The 15662-nt window shown below is 68.5% G+C and carries 16 protein-coding genes; 12 read left to right on the top strand and 4 right to left on the bottom strand.

Annotated features, from left to right (window positions below):
* Positions 1 to 29 precede the first annotated feature (29 nt).
* The 9 genes from ACIBGM_RS21215 (at position 30) to ACIBGM_RS21175 (ending at position 9954) form a co-directional block, all read left to right on the top strand.
* The gene (locus ACIBGM_RS21215; RefSeq protein ID WP_360525855.1) at positions 30 to 1076 is read left to right on the top strand and encodes an ABC transporter permease; all 1047 of its coding nucleotides are present in this window, start codon (positions 30 to 32) and stop codon (positions 1074 to 1076) included.
* A gap of 3 nt (positions 1077 to 1079) precedes the next feature.
* Complete coding sequence (locus ACIBGM_RS21210) at positions 1080 to 2084, top strand: ABC transporter permease (RefSeq protein WP_360525852.1); 1005 nt, start codon at positions 1080 to 1082, stop codon at positions 2082 to 2084.
* 19 nt (positions 2085 to 2103) lie between these two features.
* The gene (locus tag ACIBGM_RS21205; RefSeq protein ID WP_396386527.1) at positions 2104 to 3174 is read left to right on the top strand and encodes an ABC transporter ATP-binding protein; all 1071 of its coding nucleotides are present in this window, start codon (positions 2104 to 2106) and stop codon (positions 3172 to 3174) included.
* 16 nt (positions 3175 to 3190) lie between these two features.
* Positions 3191 to 4234, top strand: coding sequence for a dipeptide ABC transporter ATP-binding protein (locus ACIBGM_RS21200; RefSeq protein WP_360525849.1), 1044 nt, complete (start codon positions 3191 to 3193; stop codon positions 4232 to 4234).
* A 340-nt stretch (positions 4235 to 4574) separates the two neighbouring features.
* Positions 4575 to 6125, top strand: coding sequence for an ABC transporter substrate-binding protein (locus ACIBGM_RS21195; RefSeq protein ID WP_360525847.1), 1551 nt, complete (start codon positions 4575 to 4577; stop codon positions 6123 to 6125).
* Between the two features lie 183 nt (positions 6126 to 6308).
* On the top strand, positions 6309 to 6605 hold the full coding sequence (locus ACIBGM_RS21190; RefSeq protein ID WP_360525844.1) for a helix-turn-helix transcriptional regulator: 297 nt from the start codon (positions 6309 to 6311) through the stop codon (positions 6603 to 6605).
* Positions 6606 to 6657: 52 nt separating this feature from the next.
* Entirely contained in the window at positions 6658 to 7569 is a 912-nt protein-coding gene (mshB, locus tag ACIBGM_RS21185) for an N-acetyl-1-D-myo-inositol-2-amino-2-deoxy-alpha-D-glucopyranoside deacetylase (protein ID WP_360525841.1), read from the top strand.
* Positions 7569 to 8063, top strand: a complete 495-nt coding sequence (locus ACIBGM_RS21180; RefSeq protein ID WP_360525838.1) for a flavin reductase family protein — start codon at positions 7569 to 7571, stop codon at positions 8061 to 8063. Before mshB ends, ACIBGM_RS21180 begins: the two co-directional genes overlap by 1 nt.
* 121 nt (positions 8064 to 8184) lie before the next feature.
* Positions 8185 to 9954 carry a VanW family protein gene (locus ACIBGM_RS21175; RefSeq protein WP_360525835.1) on the top strand — a complete coding sequence of 590 codons (1770 nt, stop codon included), beginning with the start codon at positions 8185 to 8187 and terminating at the stop codon, positions 9952 to 9954.
* On the opposite strand, the gene ACIBGM_RS21170 is transcribed toward ACIBGM_RS21175, so the two are convergent.
* Together ACIBGM_RS21170 and ACIBGM_RS21165 are read right to left on the bottom strand one after the other, a co-directional pair.
* Positions 9951 to 10385: a type II toxin-antitoxin system PemK/MazF family toxin gene (locus ACIBGM_RS21170; protein ID WP_360525832.1), complete on the bottom strand. Its 435-nt coding sequence runs from the start codon at positions 10383 to 10385 to the stop codon at positions 9951 to 9953. The two genes, ACIBGM_RS21175 and ACIBGM_RS21170, sit on opposite strands and share 4 nt — an antisense overlap.
* 11 nt (positions 10386 to 10396) lie before the next feature.
* Positions 10397 to 11323: a GNAT family N-acetyltransferase gene (locus tag ACIBGM_RS21165; protein ID WP_360525829.1), complete on the bottom strand. Its 927-nt coding sequence runs from the start codon at positions 11321 to 11323 to the stop codon at positions 10397 to 10399.
* 114 nt (positions 11324 to 11437) lie between these two features.
* Between ACIBGM_RS21165 and fdxA the strand changes: the two genes are divergently transcribed.
* A complete protein-coding gene (gene fdxA / locus ACIBGM_RS21160; RefSeq protein WP_131285641.1) occupies positions 11438 to 11764 on the top strand; it encodes a ferredoxin in 327 nt (108 codons plus the stop codon).
* 64 nt (positions 11765 to 11828) lie between these two features.
* Here the strand turns inward: fdxA and ACIBGM_RS21155 are convergent, their stop codons facing one another.
* A complete protein-coding gene (locus ACIBGM_RS21155; RefSeq protein WP_360525826.1) occupies positions 11829 to 12806 on the bottom strand; it encodes a hypothetical protein in 978 nt (325 codons plus the stop codon).
* A gap of 82 nt (positions 12807 to 12888) precedes the next feature.
* Entirely contained in the window at positions 12889 to 13824 is a 936-nt protein-coding gene (dapD, locus tag ACIBGM_RS21150) for a 2,3,4,5-tetrahydropyridine-2,6-dicarboxylate N-succinyltransferase (RefSeq protein ID WP_360525823.1), read from the bottom strand.
* A gap of 137 nt (positions 13825 to 13961) precedes the next feature.
* Here dapD and ACIBGM_RS21145 point away from each other — a divergent pair, with 137 nt between their 5' ends.
* Together ACIBGM_RS21145 and ACIBGM_RS21140 are read left to right on the top strand one after the other, a co-directional pair.
* On the top strand, positions 13962 to 14771 hold the full coding sequence (locus tag ACIBGM_RS21145; protein ID WP_360525820.1) for a phosphotransferase: 810 nt from the start codon (positions 13962 to 13964) through the stop codon (positions 14769 to 14771).
* Positions 14768 to 15661: an NAD-dependent dehydratase gene (locus tag ACIBGM_RS21140; RefSeq protein ID WP_360525817.1), complete on the top strand. Its 894-nt coding sequence runs from the start codon at positions 14768 to 14770 to the stop codon at positions 15659 to 15661. The genes ACIBGM_RS21145 and ACIBGM_RS21140 overlap by 4 nt, the downstream gene beginning before the upstream one ends.
* Position 15662: the final 1 nt, after the last annotated feature.

Genomic DNA, 15662 nt, shown 5'->3' with positions numbered 1-15662 from the left:
TCACAGTTGAAGGGGCGAGGTGACGTTCAATGACGCTGGGGGTGTCGGAGGCGCAGAGCCCGGATGAGGGACTGCCGGCAGATCATCTTGCCGAGACCACCGAGGCGAAGCAGATCGAAGGACGATCGCTCGGCCAGATCGCGTGGGCCCGGCTCAAGCGGGACAAGATCGCGGTTGCCAGCGCGATCGTGATCCTGCTGATCATCGCGGTGGCGGTGTTCGCGCCGCTCATCGTGAAGCTGAACGGGTTCCCGCCCGATCAGTTCAACAAGACCAACGCGGCCGGCGAGCCGCTGCTGAACACCCGGGACGGAGGTATCCCGATCGGTGGGCTCTGGGGCAGTGGCACCAGCAGCGAGCACTGGCTCGGGGTCGAACCGCAGAACGGCCGGGACGTGTTCTCCCGGCTGGTGTACGGCACCCGTGTCTCGCTGCTGGTCGCACTCGGCGGCACGATCATCGCCGTGATCCTCGGCACCGTCATCGGCATGGTGTCCGGGTACTTCCACGGCTGGGTCGACACGCTGCTGAGCCGGCTGATGGACATCATGCTGAGCTTCCCGACGCTGCTGTTCATCATGGCGCTGACGCCGGTGATCGCAGACCGCGGGCAGGCGATGTTCGGCATACCGGACGACAACAAGTTACGTATGGGCGTGCTGATGTTCGTCCTCGGGTTCTTCGGCTGGGCCTATCTGGCCCGAATAGTTCGAGGGCAGACACTGTCGCTCCGAGAACGGGAGTTCGTCGAGGCGGCCAGGTCGCTCGGCGCCGGTCCGATGTACGTGATCTTCAAGCAGGTGCTGCCGAACCTGCTCCCGACGCTGCTGGTCTACACGACCCTGCTGATCCCGAGCTACATCACCGCCGAGGCGGCGCTGTCGTTCCTGGGTGTAGGGATCAAGGAGCCCACCTCGTCGTGGGGCCGGATGATCGCCGACGCTTCGGACTGGATCGAGAGCAACCCGCTCTACCTGTTCTTCCCGGGCATCGCGCTGTTCATCACCGTGCTGGCGTTCAACCTGCTCGGCGACTCGGTCCGCGACGCTCTCGACCCGCGCGCCGGAAGGGGCTGACCGATGGGCCGCTACCTGATCCGCCGCCTGTTGCAGACGGTGCTGATCCTCTTCGTGATCAGCGCGATCACGTTCTTCCTGTTCTGGGCGACGCCGGCCAACCCGGCGCTGCTGATCTGCGGGAAGAACTGCAACGCCGAGACGGTCGCCCAGGTCAACGCGACGTACGGGTTCGACGACCCGCTGATCGTCCAGTACGGCACGTACATGCAAGGCCTGGTCAGCCCGGGTGGCCGCACGATCGGCTCCGAGGGCAGCGAGCGGGAGTGCGCGTGGCCGTGCTTCGGCGAGTCGTACCAGAACGGCATCCCGGTCTGGGACTCGATCTCCGACTCGTTCCCGGCGACCCTCTGGCTGGCTGTCGGAGCCGCCGTCATGTGGCTGGTGGCCGGCGTGATGCTGGGCCTGATCGCGGCGCTGCGCAAGGGCAAGTTCATCGACAAGCTCAGCGTCGGGATCGCCCTGTTCGGTGTGTCCTTCCCGACCCTGGTGTTCGGGTACCTGCTGTTGTTCACCTTCATCGTCAAGCTGCAGTGGCTGCCGTTCCCCGACACGGCGAACGCGGCGCTGTTCACGGTCGGCCCAGTGAAATGGGCGCAGTTCTACATCCTGCCGTGGATGACGCTGGCACTGGTGTACGCGGCGCTCTACACCCGGCTCACCCGGGCCAACATGATCGACACGATGAACGAGGACTACATCCGGACCGCACGGGCCAAGGGCCTCGGTGAGCGGAGCGTGGTCTTCAAGCACGGGCTGCGCGCCGCGCTGACGCCGATCGTGACGATCTTCGGCCTCGACCTCGGCGGTCTGCTCGGCGGCGCCGTGATCACCGAGCAGATCTTCAGCATCACCGGGCTGGGCAAGTTCGCGATCGACTCGGTGCTCGGCAACGACCTGCCCGCGATCATGGGCGTCGTGCTGTTCGCGGCGATCTTCGTCGTCCTCGCGAACGTGGTCGTCGACATTCTGTACGCCATCATCGACCCGCGCGTGCGGCTGTCCTGAGCAGGCCGGAGGATACGTAGTGACCGAGTCCGTGATGAAGGCGGAGCCGCGCGAGCCCGCGGTTGGCAAGCCGTTCCTGGAGCTCAAGGACCTGCAGGTGCACTTCCCGACCGACGACGGTCTGGTGAAGGCGGTGAACGGCCTGAGCTTCACCCTGGAACGCGGTAAGACGCTGGGGATCGTCGGCGAGTCCGGCTCCGGCAAGAGCGTGTCCAGCCTGGCCATCATGGGCCTGCACAAGGGCAGCCGGGCGAAGGTGTCCGGGGAGATCTGGCTGGACGGCGCCGAGCTGGTGTCGATGTCGGTGGAGGAGATCCGCCGGCTGCGCGGCCAGCAGATGTCGATGATCTTCCAGGACCCGCTGTCGGCGATGCACCCGTTCTACAGGGTCGGCGATCAGCTCACCGAGGCCTACCTGGTGCACCACGACGCCCCGAAGGCGGTGGCCAAGAAGCGGGCCATCGAGCTGCTCGACCGGGTCGGCATCCCGTCGCCGCAGAAGCGGTTCGACGACTACCCGCACCAGTTCTCCGGCGGTATGCGGCAGCGCGCGATGATCGCGATGGCGCTGATGTGCGACCCGTCGCTGCTGATCGCCGACGAGCCGACCACGGCGCTGGATGTCACCGTGCAGGCGCAGATTCTGGACCTGATGCTGGATCTGCAGAAGGAGTTCAACTCCGCCATCATCATGATCACCCACGACCTCGGCGTGGTCGCCCAGATGACCCAGGACGTGGTGGTGATGTACGGCGGCCGCGTCGTCGAGGCGGGCAACGTCCGGGACATCTTCTACCGCCCGGAGATGCCCTACACCTGGGGCTTGCTCGGCTCGATCCCGAAGGTGAACCGCAGCGGCGACCAGCGGCTCAAGTCGATCCGCGGCACCCCGCCGTCCCTGATCAACCTGCCCAAGGGCTGCCCGTTCCAGCCGCGCTGTGACTATCAGCAGCACGTCGTGGGGCATTCGTGCGCCAACGAGCTGCCCGAGCTGCTACAGGTCGACACCAGCGGACACCAGGTCCGCTGTCATATCGACTCCGAGCAGCGGAAGCAGTTGTTCGCCGAGCAGATCAAGCCGAACCTGTGAAGCGCGAGGAGCGATCGTGAGTACGACGACATCGGCGGACCAGGCGCCGGCCGCGGAGTCCAAGCAGAGCGAGCTGCTGCTCGAGACAACCGGTCTGCAGCGGTACTTCCCGGTGACCCGCGGCATCGTCTTCCAGAAGCAGACCGGCGCGGTGAAGGCGGTCGACGGGGTCGATCTGGCCATCCACGCCGGCGAGACGCTGGGCGTGGTCGGCGAGTCCGGCTGCGGGAAGACCACGACCGGGCGGCTGGTGACCAGGCTGGACGAGCCCACCGGCGGAACGATCAAGTTCCTCGGCGAGGACATCACCCACCTGAACCGGGCCAAGATGCGGCCGCACCGCCGCGAGATCCAGATGATCTTCCAGGACCCGTTCTCCTCGCTGAACCCGCGGCAGACGGTCGGCGCCATCATCTCGGCGCCGTTCGACATCCAGAAGGTCAAGAGCGAGGGCGGGACGAAGAAGGCCGTCCAGGCCCTGATGGAACGCGTCGGGCTGAACCCGGAGCACTACAACCGGTACCCGCACGAGTTCTCGGGCGGCCAGCGGCAGCGCATCGGCGTCGCGCGGGCCTTGGCCCTGCGGCCCCGGCTGATCGTCTGCGACGAGCCGGTCTCCGCGCTGGACGTGTCGATCCAGGCCCAGATCGTCAACCTGCTGGAGGACCTGCAGGACGAGTTCGGGCTGGCCTACCTGTTCATCGCGCACGACCTGTCGGTGATCCGGCACATCTCGGACCGGGTCGCGGTGATGTACCTGGGCAAGGTGGTGGAGACCGCCGAGCGCGACGAGCTCTACAACCACGCCCGCCACCCGTACACGCACGCCCTGTTGTCGGCGGTCCCGGAAGCCGACCCGGATGCAGCGCTCGACCGCGAGCGCATCCGGCTCACCGGGGACGTGCCGAGCCCTCTCAACCCGCCGTCGGGTTGCCGGTTCCGGACCCGGTGCTGGAAGGCACAGGAGATCTGCGCCGAGCAGGAACCGCCGCTCGTGCAGATCGGCGCCCCCGGTCACAAAGCGGCCTGTCATTTCCCGGAGGAACGCGATGTGATCTGAGCATTACAGACAGCATTCGTGAGATTGAGGCACGGCACTGAATGGGTCACGATCCGGTCAAACCGGCTGAACTCGATTGCGCCACTTGTGAATACGTGAGTTGATCACCGCGACATTGAGGAAGAGAACTTTCTTCAAGCCGCCGTGACCCGGCGTCGATTGTCATTTACAGGAAGGAACACTGGCCATGGAGCACGTCAAGCGAACCGGGGTGGCGATCGCCGCGGGGTTCGCCCTGACCCTGACGGCAGCAGCCTGCGGCGGGGACGAAGGGGGCAGTAGCACCCAGAGCGGGCAAGACACGGCCGGTGCCAAGGGGGGCACCGTCACCGTTTACCACGTGAACGACGTGGAACACCTCGACCCCGCGCGGAACTTCGTCACCGACTCCAACATGATCGGCAAGCTGATCACGCGGACGCTGACGGACTACCGCTACGACGCGAAGTCGAAGAAGATCATCCTCGAGAAGGACCTCGCCGAGAGCTACGAGTCCAGCCCGGACTTCAAGACCTGGACCTTCAAGCTGAAGGACGGCCTGAAGTACGAGGACGGCACGCCGGTCAAGGCGGCCGACATCAAGTACAACGCCGAGCGCTCGTTCTCCGCCGACATGGCCGAGGGTGCGCCGTACGCGCACGAGTACCTGGACTGCCCGGGCTACAAGGGCCCGTACGTCGCCGGCAACAACGGCGGCAAGGGCTGCACCGCGATGGAGGTGCCGGACGACAAGACCATCATCTTCAAGCTGAACCGCCCGGTCTCGTCCTTCGACGGCACCACGAGCATGAAGGTCTTCTCGCCGGTCCCGGCGGCCAAGGACACCAAGACGGCGTACGACAACCGTCCGGTCTCCACCGGTCCGTACAAGATCGAGACCTACACCCGCAAGAAGCAGCTCGTGCTGGTCCGCAACGACCAGTGGGACCAGAAGACGGACCCGCTGCGCAACGCGCTGCCGGACAAGTTCATCTTCAAGTTCGGTGACGCCGAGGCGACCGTCGACCAGCGGCTGATCGCGGACGGCACCGCCGACAAGAGCTCGGTGAGCTTCGCCGGTGTGCAGCCGGAGAACATCGCCAAGACGAACCAGGCGAACGTCAAGGACCGCGTGGTCGAGGGCACCGACATCTGCCGCCGGTACATCGCGTTCAACGAGCAGAAGCCGCTGCTGAAGAACCAGAAGCTGCGCGAGGCGCTGTACTACGGCCTCGACCGCACCAGCTACCGCGACGGTCGTGGTGGCGAGCGGCTCGCTGCGGTGGTCGACTCGATCATTCCGCAGGACATGGAGGGCTACAAGGCGGAGGAGCACTTCAAGGCTCCGCCGGAGGGTGACCCGGCGAAGGCCAAGCAGCTGCTGACCGAGTCCGGCTACAAGGGCGAGAAGCTGGTGCTGGGCACGGCGGACTCCGGTCTGGCCGTGAAGGCCGCCGAGGCCGCTCAGGCGTCCTGGAAGGCTGTCGGGATCAACGTCGACATCCGCAAGATCCCGGGTGACAACTACTACTCGACGCAGCAGCAGGACTCCGGCGCGACCGACCTGATCACCGCGGGCTGGTGCTACGACTGGGCGAGCCTGACCACGATCGTTCCGTCCGTCCTCGGTGCGGACACGAGCGCCCCGGGCAAGGCCGCGCAGAACAACTACGCTCGTAGCCAGGCCGGTTGGGACAAGCTGGCCGAGCTGGCGAAGGAGTCCGACAAGGCCAAGGTCGAGTCCGGCCTGTCCGACCTGTACGCCGAGATCATGAAGACGGCGCCGCTGGTGCCGACCGTTCAGGACCTCAACGTGTACGTCGTCGGCTCGAACATCTCCAACGCGGTGGCCGACCCGAACACCGGTGGTCTGCCGGACCTGACCCAGATCGGCCTCAAGCAGGCCGGCTGATCTGAGTCGCTCCACAACTGAACAGCAAACCGGAGAGGGCGGTGCCTGGCGGCGCCGCCCTCTTCTGCTGTCTCCGGCCCGTTGCAGGGCACAGTTGTATGGGTCATCTGTATGGGTTGTACCTGGTGACGGAGCGTGCCGGGCGAAAGAATCTCACTCCGAGCCCTTGGGGAGGAGTGAGCGATGCCGGTCTACCAGGTCGTCCCAGCGGTGCGCAGGGACGACGCCGCCCCGGAGATCGTCTGCGACGTCTACGAGCTGGGCGCCCGCCGCCGGACACCGGTGGCCGTGAAGGAGCTGACCAGCCGCCAGGTTGCGATCGGCCGGATGATGTCGACCGGCGCGAAGGACGCCGCGATCGCCCGCGAGCTGGGGCTGTCGCTGCGGACGGTCCGGGCCGAGATCAGTGCGCTGATCGCCGGTCTCGGGGCCAAGTCCCGCTTCCAGGCCGGCTGCCTGCTGGTCCGCCGCTTCGGCTGAGCCACGCTCCGTTGCCGGGCCGGCTGTCGGCGGCCCGACGTAGGCTTTCGCCATGAGTGAGCTTCCTGATCGCCGGCTGCTGCTGGTGCACGCCCACCCGGACGACGAGACGATCAACAACGGCGTGACGATGGCGAGGTACGTCGCCGAGGGCGTCGGCGTGACGCTGATCACCTGCACGCTCGGCGAGGAGGGCGAGGTGCTCGTCCCGGAGCTCGAGCACCTGGCCGCGAGCCAGAGCGACCAGCTCGGCGCGCACCGGATCGGCGAGCTGGCGGCCGCGATGGCCGAGCTCGGCGTCACCGACTACCGCTTCCTCGGCGCGCCCGGGAAGTACCGCGACACCGGGATGATCTACAACGAGGAAGGCAACGCCGACGTCCCGCCGCAGACCCGGCCGGACAGCTTCTGGCAGGCCGACGTGCTGGTGGCGGCCGACGACCTGATCCCGGTCATCCGCGAGGTCCGGCCGCAGGTCCTGGTGACCTACGACCAGTACGGGAACTACGGCCACCCCGACCACATCCAGGCCCATCGCGTCGCGACGTACGCGGCCGCGCTGGCCGCCGCGCCGTCGTACCGGGAGGACCTGGGCGAGGCCTGGGACATCCCGAAGATCTACTGGAACGCGATGTCCGAGTCGAGCCTGCGGGACAGCCTGCGGAAGCTGCGCGAGTCCGGGGACCACACGACCTTCGAGGGGATGGACCCCGACGGCCCGATGGGGCCGTTCGTCACCCCGGACCGGTTCATCGCCTGCGTGATCGACGCCGGGCAGTACATCGACCAGAAGATGAACGCGATGAAGGCGCACGCCACCCAGATCACCGTCGACGGACCGTTCTTCGCGCTGTCGAACAACAACGGCAACGAGATCTGGGGCTCGGAGGCGTACCGCCTGGTCAAGGGCACGGCGGCGCCGGGCCCGGACGGCCTGGAGCACGACCTGTTCGCCGGGCTCTGATGCCGGCGCCCGCGGAGTTCCGTGCGGCGCTCGGGCGGTTCGCCTCCGGCATCACGATCATGAGCACGCTCCAGGACGGCGTCGCGCACGCGATGACGGCCAACGCGTTCACATCCGTCTCGCTCGACCCGCCACTGGTGCTGGTCTGCGTCGACAAGGGCGTCCGGATGCACGCTGCCGTCCTGGAGTGCGGCTTCTGGGCGGTGTCGGTGCTGGCAGGGGACCAGCAGCCGATCGCCGACCGGTTCGCCCGCTCCGGGCGCGACCTCTACACCCAGTTCGACGGCATCGCGACGGTGCCCGGCCCGAAGACCGGCTGTCCGGTCATCGAACGCTCCCTGTCCTGGCTGGAGTGCCGGACCTGGGCGACGTACGACGGTGGCGATCACACGATCGTGGTCGGCGAGGTGCTGAGCCTCGGCGTCAGGGAATCGGGTGATCACGGAGCGTTGATCTACTACGACAGTGATTACCGAGAGCTACCAGATGGGTAGCGCGGAGGGGCAGCCCGGGGCTGCCCCGAGGGTCGGACTGGGCTGCCCCTTCCCGTAGGATGTGCCCTTGTGCCCCGTGCGGGCGCGGCCCGAATACGGCTCGACAGGAGGACTTCGTCCGGTGGGGAGACAGCAGCTCGCGGGGATCATCGCCGCGGCGGGCCTTGGCGTGCTCGTGGTGGGGTACGGAGCGGCCTTCGCGTTCGCCGGTGACAGGATCCCGGGTGACAGCACCGTGCTGGGCGTCCCGGTCGGCGGGCTGTCCGAGGACGACGCGAAGTCGAAGCTCGAGGCCGGCCTGAAGGACCGGCTGACCCAGCCGATCACGCTGAAGGCCGGCGAGTCGTCGTACAAGGTCGATCCGGTCGAGGCCGGGCTCAGCGTGGACGTGGACGCCACCGTCGACGCGGCGGGTGCGGGGCGCAGCCTGGCCCCGGGCCACATCTGGCATGCCCTGACCGGCGGCGACGAGATCCAGCCGGTGATCAAGAAGGACGACGCGAAGCTGCAGGCCGCCGTCGCCAAGCTGGCCAAGCAGGTGAACCGGCAGGCCACCGACGGCACGATCACGTTCAAGAACGCCGAGCCGGTTCAGCATGAGCCCGCCGACGGCCTGCAGATGGACAACGGGAAGGCGACCAGCACGCTGCTCGCCGCGTACCCCGCCGAGACCACCCCGGCCGAGCTCGCAGTCACCGTGACCAAGCCGCAGGCCGACGCGGAGGCGATGGCCAAGGCGATGTCGGACTTCGCCGAGCCGGCCATGTCCGGCCCGATCCGGCTCACCGTCGGGTCGAAGTCGGTCGAGCTGACCCCGTCCGAGCTCGCGCCCGCGCTGGCGGTGACCGTCAAGGACGGCCAGATCACCCCGTCGCTGAACGCGAAGACGCTCGAGCCGCTGTTCCAGGAGCGGTTCAAGGCACTGGAGACGCTGCCGAAGGACGCCACGGTGCAGATCGTCGGCGCCGGCCCGACGGTGATCCCGGCCGTCGACGGCCTGGTGGTGGACCGGGCCAAGGTCGGCCCGGCAATCCTGTCGGTGCTGCCCAAGCCGGTCGGCGAGCGCCGCGCCCAGGTCGGCCTGGCCCCGACCAAGGCCAAGGTGACCACCGAGGCGGTCCAGGCGCTCGGGATCAAGGAGGTGATGGGGGAGTTCACCACCCAGTTCCCGCACGCGCCGTACCGCAACGTGAACATCGGCACCGCGGCCCGCAAGATCAACGGCACGCTGCTGAAGCCGAACGAGGAGTTCAGCCTCAACAAGATCGTCGGTGAGCGGACCAAGGAGAACGGGTTCACCGAGGGCAACATCATCAGCGGCGGCAAGTTCGTCCTGGACCTCGGCGGCGGTGTCTCGCAGTCGGCCACCACCACCTTCAACGCGGCCTTCTTCGCCGGGCTGAAGGACGTCGAGCACAAGGCGCACAGCGTCTACATCAGCCGCTACCCGATCGGCCGGGAGGCGACCGTCGCCTGGCCGTCGGTGGACATGAAGTTCCTGAACGACTCCGGCCACGGGATCCTCGTGCAGACCATCTTCAGGGCCTCCACGCCGGGCCGCCCGGGCAGCATCACGGTGAAGATCTGGGGCACCAAGGTCTGGGACATCACCGCGGGCCAATCGGGCAAGACCAACCCGCGCCAGCCCGGGATCGTCTACAACACCAAGCCCGACTGCAAACCGCAGGCGCCGACCGCCGGCTTCGACATCACGATCTACCGGTACTTCGCCCAGAACGGCGTTCGGAAGAAGACCGAGTCCTTCGTGACCAAGTACAACGCGGCCGACGACATCCGCTGCGGCCCGAAGCCGGGCACTACGCCGCCGCCCGCGTCCACCACCCCGCCGGGCATGAGCAAGCCGACCACGACCACCCGCCCGCCCGGTTAGGCCTGCAGCTTGTGGAGTTCGGCGGCGACCTGGTCGAACAGGTCCTCGCCGATCACCGCGCCTTCCCGGCGTACCTCGGCCGGGTCGATCCGGAGCACCCGGTCCAGGCGCACCTCGCTGCGGCGGCCGTCGCGGTCCCACGCGCCGCTGCCGATGTCCAGCCAGACCCGGCCCCAGCGGGCCTCGTCGGCGGCGTCCCGGTCGTGGTCCTTGCTGGTCAGGATCAGCGCCAGCAGCCACGGCCCGTCCGAGCCGACGACCAGGACCGGACGGTCCTTGCCCCGGTTGTGGTCCTCCTCGAACGGCACCCAGGTCCAGACGATCTCGCCCGGGTCAGCCACCCCGTCGTCCGGGTGCGGGGTGTACTCGACGTGCACCGTCCCCTCGAAGTCCCCCGCATACTCCGGCCGCTCCGCCACATGATCCGCCATGGGACCTGAGGTTAGCGGGTGGTCAGATACCGGTAGCGATACGCGGGTTGGTAGCTGAGGTGCCTGCAGGCGGTCACGGCGGGTGTGTTCTCCTCCAGGACCTCGAGGTAGGTACGGCGGCCGCCCAGCGGGCCTGACCACCGCGCCAGCCCCTGCAGGAGGGCCGTTCCGAGGCCCCGGCGACGGTACGACGGGTCCACGCGGATCGCATCCACCCCGAGCCAGTGACCGGTCATCGAGCCCCGCCCGACGGCGACCGCCCGGCCGTTCAGCGTGATCGACGCGAACACGGCCTTCGGCGCGCCCTCCATCACGGTCGGCGCGGGCTCCGGCACCGGCCCGTCGAAGGCTGCCGCGTACCAGGCCGAATCAGGGTGCTCCGCGACCAGTACGTCGTACGCCGGAGCAGCGTTCACGTGGTCGAGGGTGGTGTGCATGACTAGGACGTCGGACTGCCCGGGACGGGCGTCGGTCCACCCGCAGGACCGGAGCTCCGCCTCCTCGGGGCTGCCGAGCCGGACGAGCGCCAGCGGTGGCAGCCCACGCTCGTCGTAGAAGGCCTCAGCGTGCTTGAGCGCCTCCGGCACCGCCATCCCGGGATTCCCCGCGGGCAGCAGCGAATTGGCCCGCCCGGTCCATCCGGACGATGCCCGCAGCAACCACTCCCCGAGGTACGTCGTCTCCACCGCAGGCCGGCCGAGGGCGGTGGTCAGGAACAGCTGCTCCACGTCCACCGGCCGCAGCGGCAGCTCCGGGATCGTTTTCGCCGCCGTCACGTCACTGACACGAATCTCGTGCAGACTGCTGTCAGCGTGCCGAACGACAAGGCCCTCGGGGTCCCCGGACTGGAGCACGCCGATGACGTCGGTCAGGCCGCCGGGGATCCGGTGCCGGACGACGACACGGTGGCCGATATCACGGGCACTGAAGCCTGACACGATGCGGACTCCTGGCAGAGTGGGCGAAGTACTACCGTGATACTAGATACCTGCATCACAGCATCGCAGCACCCCAAGCCAGCGCTGCGCTTGCCTGCCATAGGAGGAGTAGCAGTGACCTACGTCATCGCGCAGCCGTGTGTTGACCTGAAGGACCTCGCCTGCGTCGAGGAATGCCCCGTCGACTGCATCTACGAGGGCAACCGGATGCTGTACATCCACCCGGACGAGTGCGTGGACTGCGGAGCGTGCGAGCCGGTCTGCCCCGTGGAGGCGATCTACTACGAGGACGACACGCCGGAGCAGTGGAAGGACTACTACACGGCGAACGTCGACTTCTTCAACGACCTGGGCTCGCCGGGTGGCGCGTCGAAGATGGGCAAGATCGACAAGGATCACCCGTTCATCGCCGCCCTGCCGCCGCAGGAGCACGACGAGTAAACAACCAGCTACTGAGCGGGGCGGGGCGCCGGTGGTGCCCCGCCTCGCGTCTTGTGGGCGGCGGTTACTGCTCGACCACGTCCACGTGGACGTGGTCGAGGTGGCGGAGGATCGTGGCGTCGCCGGAGCGCGCCGGCGGGGTGTAGTCGCGCCAGCCGCTGTCGGAGCGGCGGCCGGCGGTCCAGATCTTGTCGCTGAAGATGACCGTGCGGATGTTCAGCACCTCCGCCCGGGCGACCAGGTACTGCGCCATCGCCCACCCCTTGGTGGTGTTCGCCGCCGAGATCGGCCGCACGAACACGTCCACCGCCCGGCCCTCGTAGTGCGCCGACCCTTCCATGTGCCCGGACCGGATCCCGCCCGGCGCGTACCCACCGGTCGACAGCTTCCCGAACGTCGCCAGCAGATCACGCCGTACGGCGTCCGCCCGCGGCGTCAGCCCGTTCCGGCCGAGCGTCTGCGCCTCCACTGTGTCGGGATCGACGGTGCAGCTGAACACGGCCTTCGACTGCCCGGTCAGCGCCGACGCGAGGATCCGCGCATCGGCCTCGTGGTCCGCGTAGGCGTTCGGGAACGCGCTGCGCTGGACCCGGTCGGCCGCCACCGTGACCGCGAGGGTCTGGTAGTTCCTGATCTTCACCAGCGCGTCGTAGAACTTCCCGGCCGCGTAATGCGGGTCGCGCACCTGGGCCGCCGTACCCCAGCCCTGTGACGGCCGCTGCTGGAACAGCCCCAGCGAGTCCCGGTCGCCGTGCGCCAGGTTCCGCAGGCCCGACTCCTGGTATGCCGTCGCCAACGCGATCGTCGCCGCCCGCGCCGGCAACCCACGCCGTACGGCGACACCGGCGATCAGCGCGGCGTTCTCAGCCTGCTCCAGGTCCACTACCACGGTCGCGCCGCCGACGGTGGCCTCGCACTGCTCCTTGGGCGGCAGCAGCGACGGGAGGTCCTGGTCGCCGACCCAGTTGATCGCGACGCCGACAGCCAGCGCGAGCGCGGCGAAGGCGCCCACGGCGATGACGGCACCCCGCTTTATCGGCATACCGCTCCCAACGTTCGGGAGCGGGGCCGAGGTTCCTGACGATGGGTCACGAAGTGGTTGACGCGCTGGACGTGCCGCTGGTTCACGCGTTGGCGTGAAGTGCCTCGTTCAGCGCGATGCCCTCACCCGTCCGCGGGCGGGCCTCGACGGCGCCGGTGACCGAGTTGCGCAGGTACAGCAGGCCCGGCTGGCCGGACAGCTCACGCGCCTTCACCACGCTGCCGTCCGGCAGGGTGACCTTGGTGCCGGCGGTCACGTACAGTCCGGCCTCGACCACGCAGTCGTCGCCGAGCGAGATCCCGGTGCCGCCGTTCGCACCGAGCAGGCAGCGCTTGCCGATCGACACGACCTGCGTGCCGCCACCGGACAGCGTGCCCATGATCGACGAGCCCGCGCCGATGTCGCTGCCGTCGTCGACCACGACCCCGGCCACGATCCGGCCCTCGACCATCGACGTACCGAGGGTGCCGGCGTTGAAGTTGATGAAGCCCTCGTGCATCACCGTGGTCCCGGCGGCCACGTGCGCGCCGAGCCGGACCCGGTCGGCGTCGGCGATCCGGACCCCGCTCGGTACGACATAGTCCGTCATCCGCGGGAACTTGTCGACGCTCGTGACAGTCAGGTACTGCCCGGCCGCCCGCGCCCGCAGCCGGACCTGCTCGATGTCCTCGACCGGCACCGGACCGAGCGAGGTCCAAGCGTTGTTCGGCAGGGCGCCGAAGATGCCGTCGAGGTTCACGCCGTGCGGGCGGACGAGCCGGTGCGACAGCAGGTGCAGGCGCAGGTACGCGTCCGGGGTGCTGCCGTCCGGGGCCTCGTCCAGGGCGATCTCGGCCGAGACGACCTCCCGCCGCACCTGCCGGAGCTCGTCGTTCCCCTCCGCGGCGATCAGCTCGGCGGGCGCCTTCGCGTCCGCCGGCTTGCTGCCGAGCTCAGGAGCCGGGAACCAGACATCGAGCACGGTCCCAGCAACAGTGACGGTAGCGAGGCCAAAGCCCCAAGCATGCGTGGCATCCATACCTCAAAGCCTGCCAGACCCCCCAGCGCCGGGTTGACCGGGACCGCCATCCGGGAAATCCCGAGGCGAGGGTCGGGGGGCTGTGGTCTACTCGTCGGATGCTTCCGACTTGGCTTGCGGTGGTGTCTGGTCCGTTGTTGGAAGCGACAGAGGCGCCTGGGGTCGGGGCGTTGCATGGGGAGTTGCTGCGGCAGTGGGGGTCGTCGGAGGTGTGGCGGCTGTCTTACGGGCTGCGGAGTGTGATCGCCAAGCGGGGGACGGACGGGCAGGCTGACGAAGCGCGGGCGTACGAGCGCTTCGTCGTACCGCTCGGACTGCCGGCACCCCGACTGATTCACAACCATCGCGACGACGACGCCGGGGTGATGATCCTGGCGGATGTCGGCCGGGTGACGCTGGAGCAGGAGCCGAGTGCCGACGGGTTCGCCGCCGCGGCCGAGTTGCTCGCGACGATCCGGCAGCGGCCGGTGGACGGTCCGAGCGAGTTCCCGGCGGAGCGGGTGAAGGAGCTCGCGGACCGGATCGGCCGGATCGACTTCGACCTCGCGCCGCTGACCGAGGCTCTCGCCGCGCTGCACCGGGACGCCCCGGCCGCCGTCGTCCACGGCGACTTCGTGCCGAAGAACCTGGTCACCGACGGCGCTCGCTGGACCGCGATCGACTGGCCGGGCGCCTACCTCGCGCCGCACCTCAGCGACCTCTACACGCTGATCCGCGACGCCGTTGCCCTCGGCCACGAACGCGAACCGATCCTCGCCCGCTACCTCGACGCCACCGGCGCCGACCCGGCACTCGTCGACCGCCAGTTCCTCGTCGGCGGCGGCTGCTTCTTCCTCATCGCGCTGCGCTTCATCGTCGAGGAGGGCTTGCGCACGATCCCGGAGTCCAAGAACTGGATCGCCGGCCTGCTCAGCGAGCTCGAAGACGTGGTGACCCAGCTGTCATGAAGCTCCTCGTCCTCGGCGGCACCAAGAACCTCGGCCGCCACGTGGTCGAGGCCGCCCTCCGCCACGGTCACGACCTCACCCTCTTCAACCGCGGCCTCACCAACCCGTCCCTGTTCCCCGAAGTCCGTCGCCTGACCGGCTCACGATCCGAGCCGGACGCGCTGGCGACGGGGGAGTGGGACGGCGTCATCGACATGTCGGGCTTCCTGGTCCACGACGTACGGCGCTCCGCCGAGCTGCTCCGCGACCGCGTCGGCCACTACACGTACATGTCGTCGATCGCGGTCTACGCCAGCAAGATCACGCCCGGGATGACCGAGGACGCCCCGCTGCTCCCGTGGCCGGACGGCGCGCCCGAGGACCACTTCACCATGGACCTCTACGGCCCCTCCAAGGTCCGCTGCGAATCGTTGCTGACGGCCCAGTTCGGCGACCGCACCTCGGCCGTCCGCTCCGGCTTCGTCGTCGGCCCCTACAACCCCGACTTCGGCAATTGGGGCGAAGCCCTCGCCCACGGCAAGCCGCTCGAGTGCGCCGCCCGGCCCGACCAGCCCATCCAGTACGTCGACGCCCGCGACCTGGCTGCCTTCCTCCTGCACGTCACGGTCGACCGCGTTCCCGGCCCGTTCAACGCGGTCGGCCGCTCCACCGCCATGTCGGACCTGGCCGACGCCTGGCGCTCCGTCGTACCCGATCCACCTGTGATTGACTGGTCACCGGCCGAGGACCGCTTCCACCTCCCGCACGACGGCACCAACGACGGCACCTTCCAGCTCGACAACTCCCGGGCCCTCGCAGCCGGCCTCACCCTCCGCACCAACCACGAGATCGCCCGCGACTACCTCGCCTGGGTCCAAGCTGGGAACACCCCACCTCCACCGCCGCACTGAT

The sequence above is a fragment of the Kribbella sp. NPDC050470 genome (assembly GCF_044458365.1).
Classification (GTDB): Bacteria; Actinomycetota; Actinomycetes; order Propionibacteriales; family Kribbellaceae; genus Kribbella.
This window is presented reverse-complemented; position numbering and strand designations above follow the sequence as displayed.